Source organism: Peribacillus sp. Hz7 (assembly GCF_042136355.1).
Lineage (GTDB): Bacteria > Bacillota > Bacilli > Bacillales > DSM-1321 > Peribacillus > Peribacillus asahii_A.
On the sequence record NZ_JBHHJV010000005.1, the window covers coordinates 190902 to 210868 of the forward strand.

At 36.0% G+C, this 19967-nt stretch carries 19 protein-coding genes and 1 riboswitch; of the genes, 13 read left to right on the top strand and 6 right to left on the bottom strand.

Going from position 1 to position 19967, the window contains the following annotated elements:
* The 4 genes from ACE199_RS09810 to ACE199_RS09825 all read left to right on the top strand — a co-directional run bounded on the left by ACE199_RS09810 (window position 1) and on the right by ACE199_RS09825 (window position 4505).
* Window positions 1-414, top strand: a complete 414-nt coding sequence (locus tag ACE199_RS09810) for a DUF350 domain-containing protein (RefSeq protein WP_375349588.1) — start codon at window positions 1-3, stop codon at window positions 412-414.
* Between the two features lie 660 nt (window positions 415-1074).
* Entirely contained in the window at window positions 1075-1506 is a 432-nt protein-coding gene (locus ACE199_RS09815; RefSeq protein WP_375349589.1) for a helical membrane plugin domain-containing protein, read from the top strand.
* A 42-nt stretch (window positions 1507-1548) separates the two neighbouring features.
* The gene (locus ACE199_RS09820) at window positions 1549-2730 is read left to right on the top strand and encodes an NAD(P)/FAD-dependent oxidoreductase (protein WP_375349590.1); all 1182 of its coding nucleotides are present in this window, start codon (window positions 1549-1551) and stop codon (window positions 2728-2730) included.
* Between the two features lie 371 nt (window positions 2731-3101).
* Entirely contained in the window at window positions 3102-4505 is a 1404-nt protein-coding gene (locus ACE199_RS09825) for a polysaccharide deacetylase family protein (protein ID WP_375349591.1), read from the top strand.
* 196 nt (window positions 4506-4701) lie between these two features.
* Here ACE199_RS09825 and ACE199_RS09830 read toward each other — a convergent pair whose 3' ends face one another.
* The 3 genes from ACE199_RS09830 to ACE199_RS09840 form a co-directional block, all read right to left on the bottom strand.
* Complete coding sequence (locus tag ACE199_RS09830) at window positions 4702-5127, bottom strand: MarR family winged helix-turn-helix transcriptional regulator (RefSeq protein WP_375349592.1); 426 nt, start codon at window positions 5125-5127, stop codon at window positions 4702-4704.
* A 199-nt stretch (window positions 5128-5326) separates the two neighbouring features.
* The gene (locus tag ACE199_RS09835) at window positions 5327-6061 is read right to left on the bottom strand and encodes an SDR family NAD(P)-dependent oxidoreductase (RefSeq protein ID WP_375349593.1); all 735 of its coding nucleotides are present in this window, start codon (window positions 6059-6061) and stop codon (window positions 5327-5329) included.
* Window positions 6062-6074: 13 nt separating this feature from the next.
* Entirely contained in the window at window positions 6075-6824 is a 750-nt protein-coding gene (locus tag ACE199_RS09840) for an SDR family NAD(P)-dependent oxidoreductase (RefSeq protein ID WP_375349594.1), read from the bottom strand.
* 241 nt (window positions 6825-7065) lie between these two features.
* Window positions 7066-7277: riboswitch (cobalamin riboswitch) on the top strand.
* Between the two features lie 180 nt (window positions 7278-7457).
* On the opposite strand from ACE199_RS09840, the gene ACE199_RS09845 reads away from it, so the two are divergent.
* The 8 genes from ACE199_RS09845 to ACE199_RS09880 all read left to right on the top strand — a co-directional run bounded on the left by ACE199_RS09845 (window position 7458) and on the right by ACE199_RS09880 (window position 15359).
* Complete coding sequence (locus ACE199_RS09845) at window positions 7458-9017, top strand: ABC transporter substrate-binding protein (RefSeq protein WP_375349595.1); 1560 nt, start codon at window positions 7458-7460, stop codon at window positions 9015-9017.
* A 5-nt stretch (window positions 9018-9022) separates the two neighbouring features.
* Window positions 9023-9952 (top strand): nickel ABC transporter permease, encoded by a 930-nt coding sequence (nikB, locus tag ACE199_RS09850; protein ID WP_375349596.1) that lies wholly within the window; start codon window positions 9023-9025, stop codon window positions 9950-9952.
* A gap of 14 nt (window positions 9953-9966) precedes the next feature.
* Complete coding sequence (gene nikC / locus ACE199_RS09855; protein ID WP_375349597.1) at window positions 9967-10794, top strand: nickel transporter permease; 828 nt, start codon at window positions 9967-9969, stop codon at window positions 10792-10794.
* A 1-nt stretch (window position 10795) separates the two neighbouring features.
* Window positions 10796-11512 (top strand): ATP-binding cassette domain-containing protein, encoded by a 717-nt coding sequence (locus ACE199_RS09860; RefSeq protein WP_375349598.1) that lies wholly within the window; start codon window positions 10796-10798, stop codon window positions 11510-11512.
* Window positions 11509-12294, top strand: coding sequence for an ABC transporter ATP-binding protein (locus ACE199_RS09865; protein WP_375349599.1), 786 nt, complete (start codon window positions 11509-11511; stop codon window positions 12292-12294). The genes ACE199_RS09860 and ACE199_RS09865 overlap by 4 nt, the downstream gene beginning before the upstream one ends.
* Window positions 12295-12519: 225 nt before the next feature.
* Window positions 12520-13545 (top strand): Delta(5) desaturase DesA, encoded by a 1026-nt coding sequence (desA, locus tag ACE199_RS09870; RefSeq protein WP_375349600.1) that lies wholly within the window; start codon window positions 12520-12522, stop codon window positions 13543-13545.
* A gap of 78 nt (window positions 13546-13623) precedes the next feature.
* Entirely contained in the window at window positions 13624-14763 is a 1140-nt protein-coding gene (locus ACE199_RS09875; RefSeq protein ID WP_375349601.1) for a sensor histidine kinase, read from the top strand.
* Window positions 14760-15359, top strand: a complete 600-nt coding sequence (locus ACE199_RS09880; RefSeq protein ID WP_375349602.1) for a response regulator — start codon at window positions 14760-14762, stop codon at window positions 15357-15359. The genes ACE199_RS09875 and ACE199_RS09880 overlap by 4 nt, the downstream gene beginning before the upstream one ends.
* 129 nt (window positions 15360-15488) lie before the next feature.
* Here the strand turns inward: ACE199_RS09880 and ACE199_RS09885 are convergent, their stop codons facing one another.
* From ACE199_RS09885 to ACE199_RS09895, 3 genes are read right to left on the bottom strand one after another with little or no spacing between them, the layout of a single operon-like run.
* Complete coding sequence (locus tag ACE199_RS09885) at window positions 15489-16661, bottom strand: Ger(x)C family spore germination protein (protein ID WP_375349603.1); 1173 nt, start codon at window positions 16659-16661, stop codon at window positions 15489-15491.
* A complete protein-coding gene (locus tag ACE199_RS09890) occupies window positions 16658-18160 on the bottom strand; it encodes a spore germination protein (protein WP_375349604.1) in 1503 nt (500 codons plus the stop codon). The genes ACE199_RS09885 and ACE199_RS09890 overlap by 4 nt, the downstream gene beginning before the upstream one ends.
* Window positions 18157-19260, bottom strand: a complete 1104-nt coding sequence (locus ACE199_RS09895) for an endospore germination permease (RefSeq protein ID WP_375349605.1) — start codon at window positions 19258-19260, stop codon at window positions 18157-18159. The genes ACE199_RS09890 and ACE199_RS09895 overlap by 4 nt, the downstream gene beginning before the upstream one ends.
* A 137-nt stretch (window positions 19261-19397) precedes the next feature.
* Between ACE199_RS09895 and msrA the strand changes: the two genes are divergently transcribed.
* Window positions 19398-19913 (top strand): peptide-methionine (S)-S-oxide reductase MsrA, encoded by a 516-nt coding sequence (msrA, locus tag ACE199_RS09900; protein ID WP_375349606.1) that lies wholly within the window; start codon window positions 19398-19400, stop codon window positions 19911-19913.
* Window positions 19914-19967: the final 54 nt, after the last annotated feature.

Consider the following 19967-nt stretch of genomic DNA (forward strand, 5'->3'; position numbering starts at 1 on the left):
ATGGATTTTATATCTTCGGATAGCTTTTTAAATTTTTTAGCTTATGTGGGGACAGGATTTGTTTTAATTGTACTTGGATTAATCGCATTTGCGCTGACGACGAAGTTTTCAGAATGGCAATTAATTAAAGAAGGGAATCTTGCGGTTGCTTTAAAGCTATGGGGAAAAGTCATTGGTTTAGGGATTACGCTATATACAGTGTGGGGAAGCAGCGTGAATTTAGTGGATGCTTTTTTATGGGGTTTAATTGGAATCGTGACACAAGTGGTAGCTTATTTAGTCATTGAATATATTTTAACACCGAAAACAAATCTAGCGAAAAAGGTAGAGGAAGGAAACACAGCTGTCGGTTTTAGCTTATTTGCAGTCGGTATTACAGTTGGTCTAATTGTAGCAGGAAGCTTGACATATTAATGGAAGAAGTAAAGGACGGCTCAGAAGGAAAATGAGTCGTCTTTTCTTACGTTTATCACGTCTAGAGTTATTAAGGCTAGAATATGAATATTGTTGAGTAAAAAATTAACAACCTTATTTAACAGATTCATTTTAAAGCACATGGTTACATCATGTATGAATTATGTTATACTGTCATTGTCTGGATTCGTTTTAATTGCTGGCATAGTTTGTGATGTTATTCACATGTTGTTTAATATAGGAATAACGACCAAGTAGCCACATATTGAGTAGGTATTTGTCGCATACTTATTTTAAAAGAAAGTCGTGCATTTTAATGCGTCGCATTCTGTGTTAAGATAGGTATTGTCGTGAATCGCACGTTGGATTTTTTTCTATGAAAAAAATCTTAGCTAATAAACGCAGCTCTTGTTTATGGAGGTTTATTAGCGGATGTTTTTAATTTTGTTAATCCAGTTAAAGGAATTTTTTATATCTACTTTTAAGGTTTTCAATGATTATATAGCAGGATATAATTAGAAGAGTCACTGGTATTGGTACGTTTAAAAACATTTAAAAGGTTTTATTTTTTTGTGTAAAGTTTTACAAAGTTTCCTAAACTTATATGAGTTAAGAAAATGCAAAATTAAGCAATATGCTTATTGTAAAGGAGAATTGGATATGTCAGAAACAAGCACTCAACAAAAGTCTGAAGCATTGACAGCGAGCCAAGAACAACTGGATGTACTAGATCAGCTATTAAAACCTGAGGTACAAGAATCACTGACTACTTTAGTAGAACAATTACCGAAATTGACTGAATTAGTAAACATTTTAACGAAGTCTTACGATCTTGCTCAAGCGGTTGCCACGGATGAAGTATTAAAAAGCGATACGGTTAGTGCAATTACAGAAATCGTAGAACCAGTTACACACTCTGTAAAAGGTCTTGCTGCGACTGCTATTGAAGCAAAAGATCGTGCAGATGCAAATCAGGACGTAATCGGTTTATTCGGTATTTTAAAAATGCTTAAAGATCCACAAGCACAAAAGTTGTTCCGTTTTGCAAACGCTTTTCTTCAAATTACAGCAGAAAAAAATAGCCAAAAATAATAGTTTGTTTCACATTTAATTCGTAAGGACGGAGGATTAACTATGTCAAAACATATCGTCATCTTAGGTGCAGGTTATGGCGGAGTACTTTCTGCTTTAACTGTTCGTAAATATTTAAACAAGGATGAAGCTCAAGTTACAGTGGTGAATCAATTCCCAACTCACCAAATCATCACAGAATTACATCGTCTTGCAGGTGGAACTATTAAAGAACAAGCTGTTGCTGTGCCTTTAGAAAAGCTTTTCAAAGGAAAAGATATTAACCTTAAAATTTCTAAAGTTGAATCGTTCAACGCAGACAAAAAAGAAGTAAAACTTGCTGATGGTTCTATCTTAACTTACGATGCTCTTGTTGTTGGTTTAGGAAGTCAAACTGGATTCTTCGGTATCCCAGGACTTGAAGAAAACAGCCTAGTATTAAAATCTGTAGCAGATGCTAACAAAATTTACAACCATATCGAAGGTCGCATTCGTGAATATGCGAAAACGAAAAATGAAGCGGATGCAACTATCGTAATCGGCGGTGGCGGATTAACAGGTGTTGAATTAGTTGGTGAAATCGTTGATAACTTCCCGAAAATTGCGAAACAATATGGCGTAGACTTCAGCGAGTTGAAAATCAAGCTTGTAGAAGCTGGTCCTAAGATTCTTCCAGTTCTACCTGATAACTTAATCGAACGCGCAACGGCAAGCTTAGAAGCACGTGGTGTTGAATTCTTAACAGGTCTTCCTGTAACAGGTGTTAAAGGAAATGAGATTTCATTAAAAGACGGTCAAACAATCGTTGCTAACACGCTTGTTTGGACAGGTGGCGTAGCTGCACTTCCAATCGTTGGTGAGTCAGGTCTTGAAGTGGATCGTGGAAGAGCAACCGTTAATGAATTCCTTCAATCTAAATCACATAACGACGTATTTGTTGTTGGTGACAGCGCTGTTGCTTTCCCAGAAGAGGGCGGTCGTCCGTACGCACCAACTGCACAAAACGCTTGGCAAATGGGTGAACTTGTTGGATTCAACTTGTTTGCATACTTCGAAGGCCAAAAAATGGATAAGTTTAATCCTGTAAACTCAGGTACACTTGCAAGTCTTGGACGCAAAGATGGTGTTGCGACAATCGGAGCTAACAACACTCCACTTAAGGGTCTTCCAGCAACATTGATGAAAGAAGCAAGTAACATTCGTTACATGTCTCACATTAAAGCGTTGTATACTTACGTCTATTAATTTGGAGATATGTTAAGATAATCACAATCCCTATTTCGATTTTTTGGAATAGGGATTTTTATTGTTCATAAGTTTTATAAAAAAATCCAGCTATATTGCGATTTAGGTTCATATAATAATGATGAATAAAGGGTACACCTATATATTTGCTAACATTCTATTTTTCTCGTTGTTTTTCGTCAATTTCTTGATAATTATTTACTTTGCCATTGCTAAAAACATCAATACTGGTAAAATCAGAGAGAGGAAGATTTCTTGCCTTCGTGCAATCTAAATTGCTGCATACAAAACTTTTTATATAACTAGCGCTTGAGAGAACTGATATTTGAATGTGTTTATTTATTAGAATTATATAAGGGGAAGAGTAACAAATGGAAAGAAAGAGAAAACTGAATTATAAGAGGGTCTTTATTGCGCTAATCGGTTGTTGTATGTTAATAGGAATAGCTAGTTATTTGATTAATTCAAAGGCTCAAGCGGTAAAAAGTATGGATAACAAATATTCGGATGTAGAGATGAAAATGTTACTCAAAGATAGTACATATGGAGGTTATTCTGTTAGTTATCCATTTTTTGAAATGAACATAATTGATGAAACGTTGAAAAATTATGTAACAGAGAGAATTTCTCAATATGAGAAAGAGTTGAGTAAAAAAAATTCCTCACAAAAGGAAACTTCCGAGTTAAGTATTACTTATGATATCGTCCATTATAGTAAACAAACAGTGACGATTGTGTTTGAAGAATATAAGCAAATTGATAAACAGGATGGTTATATAGACCTACAGACGTTTAACTTCGATATTCCACTACAAAAGTCCCTTTCATTGGAGGATATTTTTAAGGAAAAATCAGATTACTTATCCATATTATCTACTATTTCTTATGCACAACTAAAGAAAAATCAAGACATTGCTGCTTCAATGCATACTTTAAAAGACGGAACTAAGCCGATAAAAGAGAATTTTCGTCATTTTAGTATATTAGAAGATACAATCGTGTTGTATTTCAGACCTAATCAAGTTGCTCCTAGTCATTTAGGAGTACAAACAGTTGCCATTAAAAAGAACGTCTTTAAAAATGATATTCTGGATACGTATAAAAATAATAAGGCTAATAAAAATAAAATTAAAGAAATTCAGCCGCCAAATGCTGTAGCAGAGCTTCCTAAAAGGGAAATGAATATTGACCCGAATAAAAAAGTCATTGCCCTTACATTTGACGATGGCCCGAATACAAGTACGACTACGACCATTTTAAAGGCATTAAAAAAATACGATAGCCATGCGACATTTTTTGTGCTTGGAAGTCGAGTGAAATATTATCCGGATATGATTACGGAGATGTTAGAGGGTGGAAATGAGGTAGGAAATCATTCATGGGACCATCCACAATTAACAAGATTAAATAAGAAGCAAGTGACAAGTCAAATTGGAGAAACCCAATCTATTATTAAAAAAGTGAGTGGATATGAACCCATCCATATGCGCCCGCCATACGGAGCGACAAATAAAAAAATTACTAAGTATTTTAAGAAGATGGATGTAATCTTATGGGATATTGATCCAGAGGATTGGAAAGTTCGTAATAAAGATAAGATTGTAAAACGAGTAATGGCTCAAGCAGAGGATGGAAAAGTTGTTCTCATGCATGATATTTATCAATCAAGTGCAGATGCCGCTGTTGAAATTATTAAACGACTTAATAAGCAAGGCTATCAATTAGTAACGATTTCGGAATTACAGGAAATCCAGAAATTAAGAAAAGTAGATTAGTATAATCCAAATTAGTTTTCTGCTAGGATTACATTTCATCTAGTTAGCAGAATGATTTTTGGCTCCTGCTCATGAGAAATCAATGTCTTGTACGAGTAGGGGCCAAAAAAACAACATTCTTATACCGGTTTAACAACTTAAATATATATAGTAAAAAACATATGCTTGGTCTTACATGAGAACAAGCATATGTTTTTTATTTCTCCAGTGAGTGGTTAAGCTTCTCATAGATAGTTAATAGTTGTTGCCGTTCTTCTTCTGATAATGTTTCAAATAAATTTGTGCGTAATGTTTTTCCTTTTTCATGTGCTGCATGAACCATTTCAACGCCCTTGTTTGTAATCGCTAAATAAATAATTCTTCGATCTTCATCATCAACAACTCGTGTAGCTAATTCTTTTTGTACGAGTTTTTCAGATAAGTGAGTTAAAGAGGGAGGGGTTAAGCCTAAAGCCCTTGCGATATCCGATGGTCGGCTTTTTCCATTTTCTTTAAGATAGCTTAGTACAAGAATATGGGAAATACCCAGGTTCTCTTCAAACATTTTATTCCATTTAATAATCATATTATTCGTTAATTGATCCATCATATGAATCAATTCAAAGATTGTTTGTTTTTTCATCCCTTATTACCCCTGTCTTTTATTTAATGGCTCCGTTATAGGACGTTGTATAATCAACAATATTGTGTAACAAAGCCTATTTAATAGGAAAAGCCCCTTTATATTTAAGGGGTCTATTACGACACTTAACATTCAGTAAAGCCCCCTGTCGAAACAGGGAGTGAGTGCAGAAAAGGTTCGTATGGCCATATAATTAATCTTATTGAGCAGAAAAGCCGCCGTCAATAACTAATTCTGCACCAGTGATATAAGACGATTCATCAGATGCTAAAAATAATGCTGCATTTGCAATATCTTCCGGCTGACCTAATCGTTGAAGGGGAGTTGCTTGAACTAACCGGTTTAGAAGTTCTTTTGATGTTTCTAACGATTTTGTCATAGGTGTTTCAATAATTCCAGGGAATAGGGCGTTTACACGTATTCCTTGATACCCAAAAGTCGTTGCAGCTGCTTTAGATACAGCACGTACTGCACCTTTAGACGCTGAGTAATGATTAAAGCCTTGACCGATTTGAGCTGTATAAGAAGAGATATTAATGATTGAGCCTTTCTTTTGCGCTGCCATATAAGGAGTAACATGTTTCATGCCGGCAAATGGACCAAATCCATTAATGTCCATCATTTTTTCCCAATCATTAATGTCGATCTCTTGGTAAGGTTTTTCTGAAGAAATCCCGGCGTTGTTCACGAGAATATCAATTTTCCCAAAGTGTTCGTTCACTTCTTTCGCTAAAGCTTTCCAATCAGTTTCTGAAGCTACATTTAATTTCATTCCATATACATTTTCTTTTTGACTTGCTTTTTCCAGTGCTGCTTCGTTAATATCAGCGGCAATGACGATTGCCCCTTCTTGGCTGAATAAATCAACCATACGTTCTCCAATACCTGATGCTCCACCTGTTATAATAGCCACTTTATTATCTAATCTTCCCATGTTAAATTCCTCCTTAACGTAATTTAATAGTACCGCCATCTACCATAAGTGTTTGTCCAGTCATATAATCTGAATCGCTGCTGGCTAAGAAAACAGCTACTCGACCGATATCTTGTTCTGGGTCACCAAGACGACGAAGCGGAATTTTGTTAATCATTGCATCGTATAATGTTGGATCATTTTCACGCCATTGTTGAACACCCGGAGTAAGCGCGATAGGTGAGATTAAATTGACGTTAATTCCATCTGGGCCCCATTCGTTTGCAGCAACACGAGAAATTCCGCGGATTGCTTCTTTTGCGGCTGCATAAGAAGTTTGTGTAGGTTGTCCATCAATTCCGGCACCTGAAGCAAAGTTAATCACTTTACCTTTAGATTTCTTTAGTTCAGGATAAGCAGCCTGCATAAAATGGAATGTAGGATAGAATCCAGTTCCGAAAGAAAGATTAAAATGTTCCATTGTTGTTTCATTGAAAAGCACTTGTCTTGATACATGTGCATTATTAACTAGAATGTCCAGTTTTCCATATTTTTCAATGACTTCAGCAACAATTTCCTTAATATTTTCTTTTATAGAGATGTCTTTAATAAAAAGCAAACCTTCTGTATATTGATTCACTTCGGCTAAGGTTTGTTTCCCTTTTTCTTCGTTTACATCGACAATAGCGATATGGGCACCTTCTTTAGCCATAGCTAGGGCCATTCCTCGACCAATACCAGAAGCACTACCCGTTACGATTCCAACTTTTCCTTGTAAGCGCATGTTGATTTCCTCATTTCGGTTATATATTTAGATGTTTAAATATTAGACAACTAAATAATATCAAATACTTTTATTTTTTGCAATTATAGTCTTTTTTAATTTTTATATGTTTTAAGTCAGTTGGATTTTTAGGGAGAAGATAAAGAATATGTTCCCTATAGTTCTCCATTGACAATCGTTAATTATATAACTATTATTTTTAATTAGAATATAAGTGTTTGAAATAACAGAATGTTAAAAATTTCATATGTAGAAAATAGGTGCACAATGAAGCTTTAGGAAGTTTCGTTTGCTTAATAGGGAAGTCGGTTTAATTCCGACACGGACCCGCCACTGTGTAGGGAAACAGTATGATATGCTGTGAGCTTTCAGAAAAACCACTGGGGTAATCCCTGGGAAGGATTGAGAGTGAATGCCCTGAGTCAGGAGACCTACCTATTTGAACATCACTGTTAGACCTACGGGACTTTAGGGAGGTGGTTAGTATGCTGATAATCACAAGTCTATACGTATATCATCTATGGATGATTCATAAGTTTAGATACCCTATTTTTTATCATGAAAAGCATTTCTGACCTCTTTACATAGTCAGAAATGCTTTTTTGTTTTTAATAATTATTTAGGGGGAAGAACATGTTGGAAAATTGGAATAGGAAACGAAACTTAGGATTATGGATGGTTCTTGCTTTATCCCTTCTAGCACTTATAGGATGTGCTGGGAATGATGAAACATCAACAGATAAAGGTACTAATGAAGAAGATTCAAACCAAAAAGCAACGTTAGCTTTTTCGTGGAGTCCAGCAAGCCTTGATCCACATGGAAGTGATAGCTGGGAAGTTATGCGTTCTGGAACAGCAGAAACATTAATTAAATTGAATGAAGAATTGGAACCTACAGCTTGGCTGGCAAAATCATGGAAACAAGAGAGTGACACAACATGGTTGTTTCAATTACAAGAAAATGTAACCTTCCATAATGGAAAAGCAATGGATGCTACAAGCGTGAAAGAATCATTACAGCGCTCTATGGATAAAAATCAAAGAGCGAAGGATCTATTGCAAATTAAGTCTATGGGAGTAGTATCAGATACTGAATTGAAAATTGAAACTACACAACCGAATGCGGCTTTAATTGCGCATTTAGCTGACCCATCTACAATCATTGTAGACGTAGCAACAATGGATGCCAAAGATAGTTATCCTGCTTTTACAGGAGCATTTAAAATTAAAAAATTTAATCAAGATGAATCACTTATTGTTAAAAGATATGAAGATTATTGGGGAGAAAAAGCACTATTATCTGAAGTGACAATTAAGTTTATCGCTGATGCCAATACGAGATTAATGGCCTTACAATCTGGAGATGTAGACGGGGCAACTGATATTTCTGTCGATAATATTGATGTTCTAGAGAAGAATAAAAAATTTGAAGTGTTAACCGCTACATCATTGAGAACACATATGCTAATGTACAATATGGAATCTCCTCTATTTAAAGAGTTAGCACTGAGGAAAGTGGTTGATATGTTGATTCCACGTGAAGAGATTGTAAGTTCTGTCATGAAAGGGCAAGGGACTGTAGCACATAGTGCATTTTCTCCTGTATTACCATTTGGTAAAGTGGAAAATAAAGAAGAAAAGCAATCTGTTGACCAATTAATGCAGCAAGAAGGTTGGAAGAAAAACGCTACAGGCATGTGGGAAAAAGAAGGGAAGCCATTTGAAGCGACATTATTAACGTTTCCACAGCGTCCAGAACTAACAGTAATGGCAGAAGTCATCCAAAATAAATTATTAGTTGAAGGAATGAAAGTCAATATCCGTCAAGTAGAAAATATCGATGACACATTAGCGAATGAGGATTGGGATTTATCGATGTACAGTATGTTGACGGCACACACGGGTGATCCTCAATTCTTCTTAGAAATATTTTATCGATCTAATAGTGAATCAAATGTGAGTAAATATGCGTCTCCTTCTGTTGATAAAATGATTAGTCAGCTAAGTCAAACAACTGATTTGGAAGAGCGTAATCAATTAGCTATTCAGATACAAGAGAAAATTAATGAAGATATTCCACAGTCATTCATCGTTTTTCCAAATACAGTATTTGCTGTTAAAGATGGTTTAAAAGGATTTGTAGCTCATCCAATTGAGTATTACTATAATCATTCGCAGATTGATGTGGAATAGTGTAGATGATTAGATTTTTCATAGAACATTTGATTCAATTAGTTCTTGTTGTTTTTTGCGTCGCGACACTTACTTTTTTACTACTAAGAGTATCGCCTGGAGACCCAGCTACAATTATGTTAAAAGTAAATGATGTTCCTGCATCAAAAGAAGCCTTAGATTCATTACGTATAGAGCTAGGATTAACAGAATCCATAGGGAGTCAATATGTCCAATGGCTAAAGGATGTTTTTACTGGGCAATGGGGAAACTCCTATGTATCTAAAGAGCCGGTCGTTGATGAATTATTCGAAAGATTACCAGCTACTTTAGAACTAGCATGTGCTGGTTTATTGATTATGCTAGTGGTTACCTTTAGTTTAGGAATTTCAACAGCTATCTATTCAGCTGGGATATTAGATAGAATCGGCAGACTTATGGCTCTTTTCGGGTCTGCCATTCCTTCTTTTTGGTTGGGATTTCTATTCATTTATTTATTTTCTGTTCAATATGGCTGGCTTCCTTCTATGGGAAATGGTACTTGGCAGCATCTTGTATTACCAGCACTAACATTAGGATTAGGATTAGGAACCGTTTATGCTCGAGTGTTGAGGACAAATATGTTGGATATGATGAATCAAAATTTTGTCAAAGCGTCTATAGCAAGGGGCATGTCCAAGAGACGAATATTAGTTTTTCAAGTGCTCAAGCATGCTTTTTTACCAATTTTGACGATGATAGGGACAAGTTTTGCTTTTATGTTAGGTGGAAGTATTATTGTAGAATCTATTTTCTCATGGCCTGGTTTAGGACGATATATTATTGAGTCAATCAATATGCGAGATTATCCAGTTATTCAAGGGTATGTTATTTTTGCTTCTATTCTATTTGTTGCTATTCACACAATTGTAGATTTTATTTATGTTTTAGTAGATCCACGGTTAAGGGTTCGTTAGGGGGAAAGATATTCATGCAGAAGATATTGTATCGATTAGATATAAACGTAATAGTAGGAAGTGGATTACTTATACTCATTTTTTTTATTGGAATCTTTGCTCCTTGGATTGCTCCTCACGATCCTTTAGCTGTGAATTTAGCTAATAGACTATCTTCTCCAAGTTGGGTGTATCCCTTTGGTACGGATCATTTAGGACGTTGTATATTATCTCGAATTATTTACGGAATTAGAATAAGTATGACAGCTACTTTCCTTATTATTATTTTCACTTTAGTAATTAGTATTCCAATCGGGTTAATAACAGGATATGTACGTGGTCGAACAGATCATATTTTTATGCGAGTAATTGATAGTATGCTAGCTATTCCTGATATTGTTCTCACAATTGCAATTGTTGGTGTCTTAGGACCTGGATTTATTAATATGATTATTGCGATCATAATCGTTCGTTGGGCGAATTATGTTCGCTTCATTCGTAGCCTTGTGATTAAAGTTTGTAAAGAGGACTATCTATTATCGGCACGCATGTCGGGAAATTCACCTCAGCGTATTATGCAACGTTATATTCTTCCGCAAATCTTTGTATCTGTTCTTGTTTTTAGTGCATTGGATATGGGGAAAATCGTACTGGCCATTGCAGGACTTTCTTTTTTAGGGTTAGGAATCCAGCCTCCGGCACCTGAATGGGGAGCTATGTTACACGACGCAACGGCTTATTTTCAAATTGCCCCGCATGTGATGATTTTTCCGGGATTAGCTATTGTATTTTTTGTATTAGCATGCCAATTGGTTAGTGATCGATTTAGAAAATTAGATTCTGCTACTCTTAAAGAGGTGTAAGATGAAGGACGTAAACCCCTTATTAAGTATGGAACATGTAGAAATTTCTTATCAGAATCAAGGGAAATGGAAAACGATTGTCCATGATGTATCGTTTCAATTATTTCCGGGTGAAATGGTTGCTCTTACTGGTCCAAGTGGCTGTGGAAAAAGTTTAACTGCACATGCAATGGTTGGATTGTTAGAGAAAGGGTTTCGTGTGACGCATGGACAAATCATATATAAGAATGAAAATATTATAGAGTATGATGAAAGACGTCTCCAACAGCTTCGTCGTGATGAAATCGCGTTGTTCATTCAACATTCTTTAAATGGATTAAATCCTATTCAAACTGTGAAAAGACAAATGGTTGAAACATTAAAGCATAAGAAAAAGTGGGACAAAAACAATATAGAAACATCTTTATATTCGTTATTAAACCAAGTTGGTTTCTCTAATCCAGAGCACATTTTATCTCTATATCCTTTTGAATTAAGTGGAGGAATGCGACAACGGATATTATTAGCGATGATGTTAAGCTTACAGCCACAGATATTTATTGCAGATGAACCAACGACAGCTCTTGATGTTATCAATCGTGAAAAGGTTTTAGCGTTGCTTAAGCAGCTGCAACAAGAATTAAAATTGACAATTCTGCTCATTTCTCATGATGATAAAAGCGTTAAAAAATATGCGGATCGTGTGGTTGAAATGGATCAAGGAGGAATCGTCCTTTGACCCTTCTTGAGTTATGTAATGTTACTAAAGAATACTCTGTCAGATCAAGAAAATTATCGTGGTTTGGAAGGAAGCAGAGTTTTACAGCTGTTAATCAAGTCAATTTAACGTTGTCTAAAGGAGAATGCTTGGGGATTGTTGGTGAAAGCGGCAGCGGAAAAAGTACGATAGCCAAATTGATTATGAAAATAGAATCTGTCACTTCAGGTCAGATTTTACTTGATGGGGAATTAATTAATAGTAATCAAATAAACGATATTCAGCTATATAAGCGGTTACAAATGGTATTACAAGATTCCTCTTCATCTTTGCATCCAAAGATGAATGTACAAGAAGTTTTAACTGAACCGCTTCGTAATTATTTTTCTAAAGAAGACGAATGGAGAGCTCGATGTATACAACTGCTAGAGTTAGTTGATTTGGATGCTTCCTATTTATCAAGATATCCTGACCAATTAAGCGGCGGACAAAAGCAGCGAGTCTGTATCGCGAAAGCTTTAGCTGTGAAACCAGACATTATTATTTTTGATGAATCAATAGCTAGCCTAGATTCTCCTTCACAAACTTCTATTATACGTATGCTAAAACGTATTCAAAAGCAAGAACAATTATCTTACTTATTTATCACTCATGATTTACAATCAACGAAGGCACTGTGTGATCGAGTAGCAGTTATGTATCAAGGAGAGATTATTGAAACATTTCATATTTTCGATGTTGGGCAGTTGAAACATCCTTATTCCAATTTACTATTTCAAACGCTAGAAGATAACGAAAGATAAATGATTTGTTTCTATAAAGAAATAGCGATAATAGCAACTGTCAAAAATCAATATATTGTTGTTATGTTATATTCAACATATAAAATTTGAATAGGTAGAGGATATGACATTTGTCATATCCTCTACCTGACGTTTATGACTATAACGGTATTGTGTTCTTTTTTATTATAGAAGAGAAGTAAATTGTTCAAGATAAAAGAGAAGTGAACTGTTCAGGAGGCAGAAATGAGTAAACAAAATCAAGTCAATCTAAGAAAACAAATCGCTCCTTTTGAAAAGTCTAATGTAAAAACGAGTGTGAAGCAGTTAGTTAATACGATTCCACCGTTTATTTTGTTATGGGTTGCTGCTTATTATAGTTTGGAAATTTCTTATTGGTTAAGTTTAGCGCTTTCGATTATTGCATCAGGGTTTGTGGTCCGAATTTTTATTATTTTTCATGATTGCTGCCATCAGTCTTTTTTCAAAAGCCGAAAAGCTAATGATATTTTAGGGACGATTACAGGTATTATTACGCTATTTCCATATGAAAAGTGGAAGCGCGACCATTCAATTCATCATGCGACGAGCAGCAATTTAAATAAGCGGGGGACAGGCGATATTTGGATTATGACGGTGGAGGAGTATGTAAACGCTTCGTTTTGGGTTCGTCTTCAGTATCGTTTATATCGAAATCCGCTTGTGATGTTTGGATTAGGACCAGCGTATCTATTCTTAGTGTCCAATCGTTTTAATCGAAAAGGGGCACGTAAGAAAGAAAGAATCAATACGTATGTAACGAATGTTTCTGTTATTGTACTGTATGTATTGTTATGTTTAGCAATTGGCTGGCAATCGTTTCTTATGATTCAACTTCCAATCATGTTTGTGTCAGGGTTGCTTGGAATTTGGCTGTTCTACGTACAACATCAGTTTGAGGATTCTTATTTTGAAGAGGAAGAAAACTGGGATTATGTGAAGGCTGCGATTGATGGAAGCTCATATTATAAGCTTCCAAAGCTATTGCAATGGGTGACAGGAAATATTGGTTTTCATCACGTACATCACCTCAGCCCGAAGGTTCCAAATTATCATCTTGAGAAAGCTCATGATTCTACACCACCTTTGCAACAAGCTACAACGATTACAATTCGTTCTAGTTTAAAAGCTCTTCGATTCCGTTTATGGGATGAGTCACGTAAAACGTTTGTTGGCTTTCAGGAAGCGAAGATTTTGGTAGAAAAATCTCAACCAAGCTTTCAAGAAAAATAAAAAGCTAAAAAACCATTCTTGCTATGAATGGTTTTTTAGTCTTTGATTAGATTACAATGTACAGGAAAGGAGGCTGCTATGAAAAAAAATTGGTATCATATTTTCCCGAAGAATACGGGGCTGAGCCCTTATGTTTGGATTATTTTTTGTATTCTACCGTTTTATTTTATTTTTAAATCGTCCTCTAAGTTAGAAATTGCAGCTGGGATTGGGATGATTCTTTTATTTTTTGTCGCTTATGGATTATCCTTTGCTGCGAAGGGGTGGAGTGTCTATTTATGGACGTCCATTCAAATTATCACTTCAATTGCGATGACGAGTCTCTTTGGTTATATTTATTTTGCTTTATTTCTCGCTTTTTTTATTGGAAATATTCAAAATAAGATTGGTTTTTATACACTATATACCATCCATATCATCACTACAATATTGGGGGTAAATGTAGGGTTTCTCTATCAAAATAAAATTTTTCTTACGCAGTTCCCGTTCATTGTCATTTGTGTGATTGGTGTAGTTTTGATACCATTTAACACATACAATCGAAAGAAAAGGGAGCAGTTGGAAGAACAGTTAGAGGATGCAAATAAACGAATTTCAGAGCTTGTTAAAATAGAAGAGCGACAGCGGATTGCTCGCGATCTGCATGATACATTAGGGCAAAAGCTTTCTTTAATCGGTTTAAAAAGTGATTTGGCAGGCAAATTACTGACTCGTAGTCCAGATGCAGCTAAAAATGAAATTAAAGATATTCAGCAGACAGCGCGCACGGCTCTAAAGGAAGTACGTGATTTAGTGTCTGAAATGCGTGGTACGCGTCTTGTCGAAGAAATGCTTCGAATTCGCCAAATCTTGAATGCGGCACAAATCAAGCTGGAGCTAGTAGGTTCTTCACAGCTTAAAGATACACCATTGTTAGTGGAAAATGTGTTAAGTATGTGCTTAAAAGAGGCAGTTAATAATATCGTTAAACATAGTCATGCTTCTTCTTGTAAGCTAGTGATTAAGCAGTTGCCGACGGAGTGGTATATAGAAATAGAAGATAATGGGGTCGGTTTTCAGCATAAAGGAGACTTTTTTAAAGGAAATGGACTTCAAGGGATGAAGGAACGATTAGAATTTGTTAATGGGAGTTTAGACATTCCAGCATCAAATGGAACGAAACTCGTTATTAGAGTGCCGAATGTGATTAAACAAGCGGAACGGGGGAAATCAATATGATTCGAATAGTCATTGCTGAAGATCAACGGATGCTGCTGGGAGCGCTGGGTTCTCTTTTGGATTTTGAAGAAGATATGGAAGTAGTCGGGAAAGCGAGCAATGGTGAAGAGGCGCTTGAGTTAGTGAATCGTTTGAAGCCGGATATTTGCATTATGGATATCGAAATGCCAGTCAAAAGCGGGTTAGATGTCGCTGAGGAAATTCAAAATCAAGCTTGCAAAGTTATTATTTTAACAACGTTTGCGCGTACTGGTTATTTTGAACGAGCGCGAAAAGCCGGTGTGAGCGGGTATTTATTAAAGGATAGTCCAAGTGAGGAACTGGCGAATTCAATTCGAATTATTATGGATGGTCGTCGAATTTATGCTCCTGAGCTCGTTGATATGGCGTTTCAAGAAGAAAATCCGTTAACTGAGCGAGAAAAACAAGTACTTGGTTTAATTGCTGATGGAAAAAATACGAAAGAAATTGCGAAAGAGCTTTATTTAACCACAGGAACTGTTCGTAATTATATTTCTATTATTCTTGATAAATTAGACGTAAGTAATCGAATTGAAGCCATCGTCCGTTTTAAAGAAAAGGGCTGGTTTAAATAAAGTTGATAGAGAAGCGAGTTCGGTTTGTGGCGAGCTTGCTTTTTTGCTTAGAGCAGGATTTGCAGTTCTTTCATAAGAAAAGGAGACAACCTAATTTGGGATTAGTGAGAAACTAGGTTGTCAGAGAGCTTATTTAATAGTAGAATGCTTTCGATTCTTTTCTCCATGAATTAAATGTACTTGGACATCCAGCTTCTGGATTGAATCCTCGGTCAATGGAACTTTCCCGTTTTGCTCTGCATTTTTCCAAGCTTGAACATTTTTTCTGTATAACATTTCTGATAAGCGGTATATATCTATATTGCTTTCAACCCCGTGTAAGTAAGTTTCCCTCACTTGCTGTTTAATTGTCTGTTCAGCAGCTTGAATTATGTTTTTTAAACTCTTATCTTTAGGGTTCTCTCGTAATACGGCATCCGCTTTAATAGAAATGGCAAATTGGATGTTATTTTTTTTAACAATCGGTTTTATTTTAACTTTTACCTTATTAATAAGTAAACTAACATCTGAAAATTCTTTAGTAGTGAGAGTTAACTCCTCACGCTTCATATCTTTAGTCATCCACCTAAGGCCGTATATGTTTTGATTCTTTATTATTTTTTGTAGTTTCTTATTTTTAACGGATGCAATGCCTTTTGTTTGAATGACCTGATGACTCTTTTTTTCTGTTCTCCAAATATTTTCCTTTGTTAAATTGATATAAGGTATATTGGCTTCGTAAGGCGGTTCATTTAGTAGAATGAATAATTCACGCATATCAATTGGCTTAACAAATGAACTTTGTTTATAGGTAGCAAGCGGATCGCTTACTCGGGATAGAGCTGTTGACATTTCCATAATGGGAACAGCTGTTAATACATCGACTAGTGGTTCATTCGTTGCATACATCCAAAGGCGGTATCGTGTTTCTCGATATCTGTCTAATAAATCGGTGGTTGCTTGAATCGCTTCTGATTTTAATGCTTCCTCGGTGAAGATAACAAAACCAAGATGTCCCCAAAAAATCCTGCGCTGAGATGACTTATATAACTTAAAGAACGCTTCATTGATTGTTTTTCCAGATGCGCGGCCGACCTCAATCTTTGTTCCTGAAGTACCGCCAGCTACTTCTGATTTAGCTAAAAGGCGTGGGTTAATGATTTGTAAATAAATTGTATATTGTTGGTCTTTATAATCGACGCCTAATCCATGAACGTATACCATTCGCTCTGCTTCATTAGTATCCCAACATCCCGCTAATGGAAGAGTCATAGTGAGAAAAAGAGCCAAATATATAAATTTTCTTTTTCCAGTTTGTCTCATGACTCTTCTCCTTGGGTAGGGTCATGAGGCTTAAGAGCGTTAGGTCGTGTATTCTTTTCACTATTCGGTAAGCGAAAAATGGTTTTTAAGATATTTATTATATTTAGCTGTGTGGCGATTGCTAAGTATGGTACCCCAAATGTTCGGATTTTGGCTACATAGGTACCGATTAAAAAGACTGAAACGAAAAAGCCAACAAAGCCAAAAAGAGAAACAAGGAAAATGACGAAAAAACGAATCAATGAAACGGTCCCTACAAGGGATTGATTGACTAAAGTGAATGTGGCAACGGTAGAACCGGCAATGACGACGAGCATAGCTGGACTCGTTAAGCCAGCTCTAATCGCCGCGTCGCCAATAATCAGCCCGCCGACCACACTTAGTGTTTGTCCAACAGCCAAAGGCAGTCTCATACCAGCCTCTCTAAATAACTCAAATAACAGTAACATTAAGATAGCTTCCATAGAGGTAGGGAATGGAACCCCCCTTCGTGATTCAATAACGGTCGCTAATAATGTTAGAGGCAGTTGGTTTTGATGGAAAGCAGTCAATGCCACCCAAAAGCCTGGCAAAAAAGCGGCAATGGTAATGCCAAACACTCGAAGGAATCTCTCAAAAGAGTTATATAAATAATTATATTCTTTATCTTCGGCACTTTTTAATAAATAAAATAGATTAACCGGTGTGATATATGCATAGGAAATGCCATCAATTAATAGAACAAAGCGACCATTTAATAAGGATTCAACAGCAAAATCAGGCCTTCCTGTATAAACATGACGAGGAAGAATGGAGTATGGGCTGTCATTGATTAGTTCTTCCAACTGTGTGCCGCTTAATAGACTATCGATATCGATGGAGTGGAGTTTGTTTCGAATTTGTTCGAGAAACTCTTGATTAGCGATATCCTCCATATATAAAAGCGATACTTTTGTTTTAGAGCGTTTACCAATTTCAAAAGCTTCCCCGACAAGCGTCGTTGTACGTAATCTTTTTCGAATCAATGCATAGTTCACTGTGATATTTTCAATAAAGTTATCACGTGGACCTTTGACACTGACTTCTGTTGTGGTTTCCTCCGGCTGCCGCTCGGGACGATCCGCAATATCTACTGACATGATAAGATTTTGCTCTTGTACAATGAAGAGCAGCCGGCCTTCAAAAATAGCGTCGGTAGCTTGTTCTTCCCCTTTCACTAGTTGAAGAGACGGAAGGGAAAGTTGTTGAAGGGAGTCTATTGTAACCTCTCCTTCTAATTGAGTAAAAAATTCTTCTAGGCGTTTAGCGACGACCTGATATAACATGTCTGTATTCACCAAGCCCGTACAGTAGACGAGGGTGATGGTGTGCTGATTATATTGCAACGATGAAAATTGAATATCGATACACTTTGTAAATAGCTTTCTTAAAGCTTCTTCATTCAGTGACGTGCCTTCGTTTTGCTTTTTAGAATCCTCTTTTGTAGGACGAATTAATTTTTTAGATGTTTTAAATTTCATAGGTGGCCCCCCCGTTTTTTCCTTGAAGAAATCATGACCAGTACACTCATTAATAAAGAAAAACTAAAAAAGAACAAAAATGTCCCAGGTAAAATAATATTGGCTGTTAGGTAAGAGAATTTAAAGTCACTAATAGGAACCAACACTATTCCTGCAATAATAAGGGAGAAGCCGAATAAATATTTGTTTTTTAGTTTGTCTGTTTTAGTTGGCAGTAGCTCTTTCATTAACAGAAGCAATAAGGAAAGCCGGATAAAAGCACCAGCCAACCATTGATAAATAGATAAAAAATCTACATGCTCTACAAAATTACCTAACGACACTAATCCCCATTCTTCATAGGGCGGAAATCGTTGTATAGAGGCTTCTGTTGGTCCGAATTCTATAATCGCTCCAACGAGGGGACCTATTGTTAGAATCGTTAAGATAAGAATGATGCTGACAAAATGACGCCAATTGAGCGGCTTTTGCACTTTATGCTGTAATAAAAGAAAAATGAAAATTTCTGATATACCAGCCGCTTGATAAATGGTACCACTCAAAACAGATTGATAGCCATGTTCTAAAAGTGGAAGAAGCAGCATGAAGTTTTTATGCTGAATATTAGCGAAAGAGACAAAAAAGCCAAGTATCGTAATAAAAAATAATAGAAAAATATTAAGAATATTTAATGTGCGCAGGTTTGTGATAGCAAGTTGCCAGCATGTAAAGATAAACAGAAAGGTTATTAAAAATACGGGTGTTTCTGGTAAGAATAAAATACTAATCCATGTAATTGTTTCTCTTAAAGTAAAGCCTGCCATCACTATAAGATAACTAATAAAAATAAGGGTTAAAATATTAGTTGCTTTTTTGCCAATAGATTCTTTAAGCCATTCAAATAAAGGCTGTCTATTCGTTTTTTTATGAATGTACATTAATAATGGTATCCACAGCATCATTAGCAGCATCGTAATGATAACCGTTATCCAAGCATCCCGTCCTACTTCTCTAATCAAAGGAGAGATGGCAAACACATGATTATTTAAACCAATGGTTGTCGTAGCAATAAGGATTAATTGAAATGGAGTAATCGAATCCGTTTTATGAATAGAAACCACCTACTATAAATTCTTATTTAGTATCTTTTGTTATATTTTCCTTTTTATACATAGTGTTTATGGAGAGATTGAATGCCGCTATTTGGTGCAAGGTATGATATATTTTTTTCATAATGGAGAGAGAGGAACTGATTTACATGCAAAAAGCAACATTTGCAGGCGGCTGTTTTTGGTGTATGGTTTCGCCTTTTGAGGAACTGCCGGGAATCGAAGGAATTATTTCTGGTTATACAGGAGGGGATGTTGAAAATCCGACGTATGAAGAGGTGAAAACTGGTACGACAGGTCATTATGAAGCGGTTGAAATTACATATGATCCAAAGTTGTTTTCTTATGAACGATTATTAAACTTATTTTGGCCGCAAATTGACCCGACTGATGCAGAAGGGCAGTTTCAAGACCGAGGAAGCCAATATCGGACAGCGATTTTTTATCATAACGAAGAACAGAAGCAATTAGCAGAAGCATCGAAGGAGAAGATTGCAGCTAGTGGGACTTTTAAGAAACCGATTGTGACTGAAATCTTACGAGCGCAGACGTTTTATCCTGCTGAAGAATATCATCAGGATTTTCATAGGAAGAATCCAGCTCACTATAAAGATGATCGAAAAAAGTCAGGGCGCGACGAGTTTATCGAAAAGCATTGGAAATAATGAGGGGGTTAAGTTGGGTGTGAATATTCACACCCAAATTTTTTTCTCTCTGTA

What these genes read in the sequence shown, in the direction of transcription:
- ACE199_RS09810 (WP_375349588.1), top strand. Translation starts at nt 1, where the DNA reads ATGGATTTTATATCTTCGGATAGCTTTTTAAATTTTTTAGCTTATGTG.
- ACE199_RS09815 (WP_375349589.1), top strand. Translation starts at nt 1,075, where the DNA reads ATGTCAGAAACAAGCACTCAACAAAAGTCTGAAGCATTGACAGCGAGC.
- ACE199_RS09820 (WP_375349590.1), top strand. Translation starts at nt 1,549, where the DNA reads ATGTCAAAACATATCGTCATCTTAGGTGCAGGTTATGGCGGAGTACTT.
- ACE199_RS09825 (WP_375349591.1), top strand. Translation starts at nt 3,102, where the DNA reads ATGGAAAGAAAGAGAAAACTGAATTATAAGAGGGTCTTTATTGCGCTA.
- ACE199_RS09830 (WP_375349592.1), bottom strand. Translation starts at nt 5,127, where the DNA reads ATGAAAAAACAAACAATCTTTGAATTGATTCATATGATGGATCAATTA.
- ACE199_RS09835 (WP_375349593.1), bottom strand. Translation starts at nt 6,061, where the DNA reads ATGGGAAGATTAGATAATAAAGTGGCTATTATAACAGGTGGAGCATCA.
- ACE199_RS09840 (WP_375349594.1), bottom strand. Translation starts at nt 6,824, where the DNA reads ATGCGCTTACAAGGAAAAGTTGGAATCGTAACGGGTAGTGCTTCTGGT.
- ACE199_RS09845 (WP_375349595.1), top strand. Translation starts at nt 7,458, where the DNA reads ATGTTGGAAAATTGGAATAGGAAACGAAACTTAGGATTATGGATGGTT.
- nikB (WP_375349596.1), top strand. Translation starts at nt 9,023, where the DNA reads ATGATTAGATTTTTCATAGAACATTTGATTCAATTAGTTCTTGTTGTT.
- nikC (WP_375349597.1), top strand. Translation starts at nt 9,967, where the DNA reads ATGCAGAAGATATTGTATCGATTAGATATAAACGTAATAGTAGGAAGT.
- ACE199_RS09860 (WP_375349598.1), top strand. Translation starts at nt 10,796, where the DNA reads ATGAAGGACGTAAACCCCTTATTAAGTATGGAACATGTAGAAATTTCT.
- desA (WP_375349600.1), top strand. Translation starts at nt 12,520, where the DNA reads ATGAGTAAACAAAATCAAGTCAATCTAAGAAAACAAATCGCTCCTTTT.
- ACE199_RS09875 (WP_375349601.1), top strand. Translation starts at nt 13,624, where the DNA reads ATGAAAAAAAATTGGTATCATATTTTCCCGAAGAATACGGGGCTGAGC.
- ACE199_RS09880 (WP_375349602.1), top strand. Translation starts at nt 14,760, where the DNA reads ATGATTCGAATAGTCATTGCTGAAGATCAACGGATGCTGCTGGGAGCG.
- ACE199_RS09885 (WP_375349603.1), bottom strand. Translation starts at nt 16,661, where the DNA reads ATGAGACAAACTGGAAAAAGAAAATTTATATATTTGGCTCTTTTTCTC.
- ACE199_RS09890 (WP_375349604.1), bottom strand. Translation starts at nt 18,160, where the DNA reads ATGAAATTTAAAACATCTAAAAAATTAATTCGTCCTACAAAAGAGGAT.
- msrA (WP_375349606.1), top strand. Translation starts at nt 19,398, where the DNA reads ATGCAAAAAGCAACATTTGCAGGCGGCTGTTTTTGGTGTATGGTTTCG.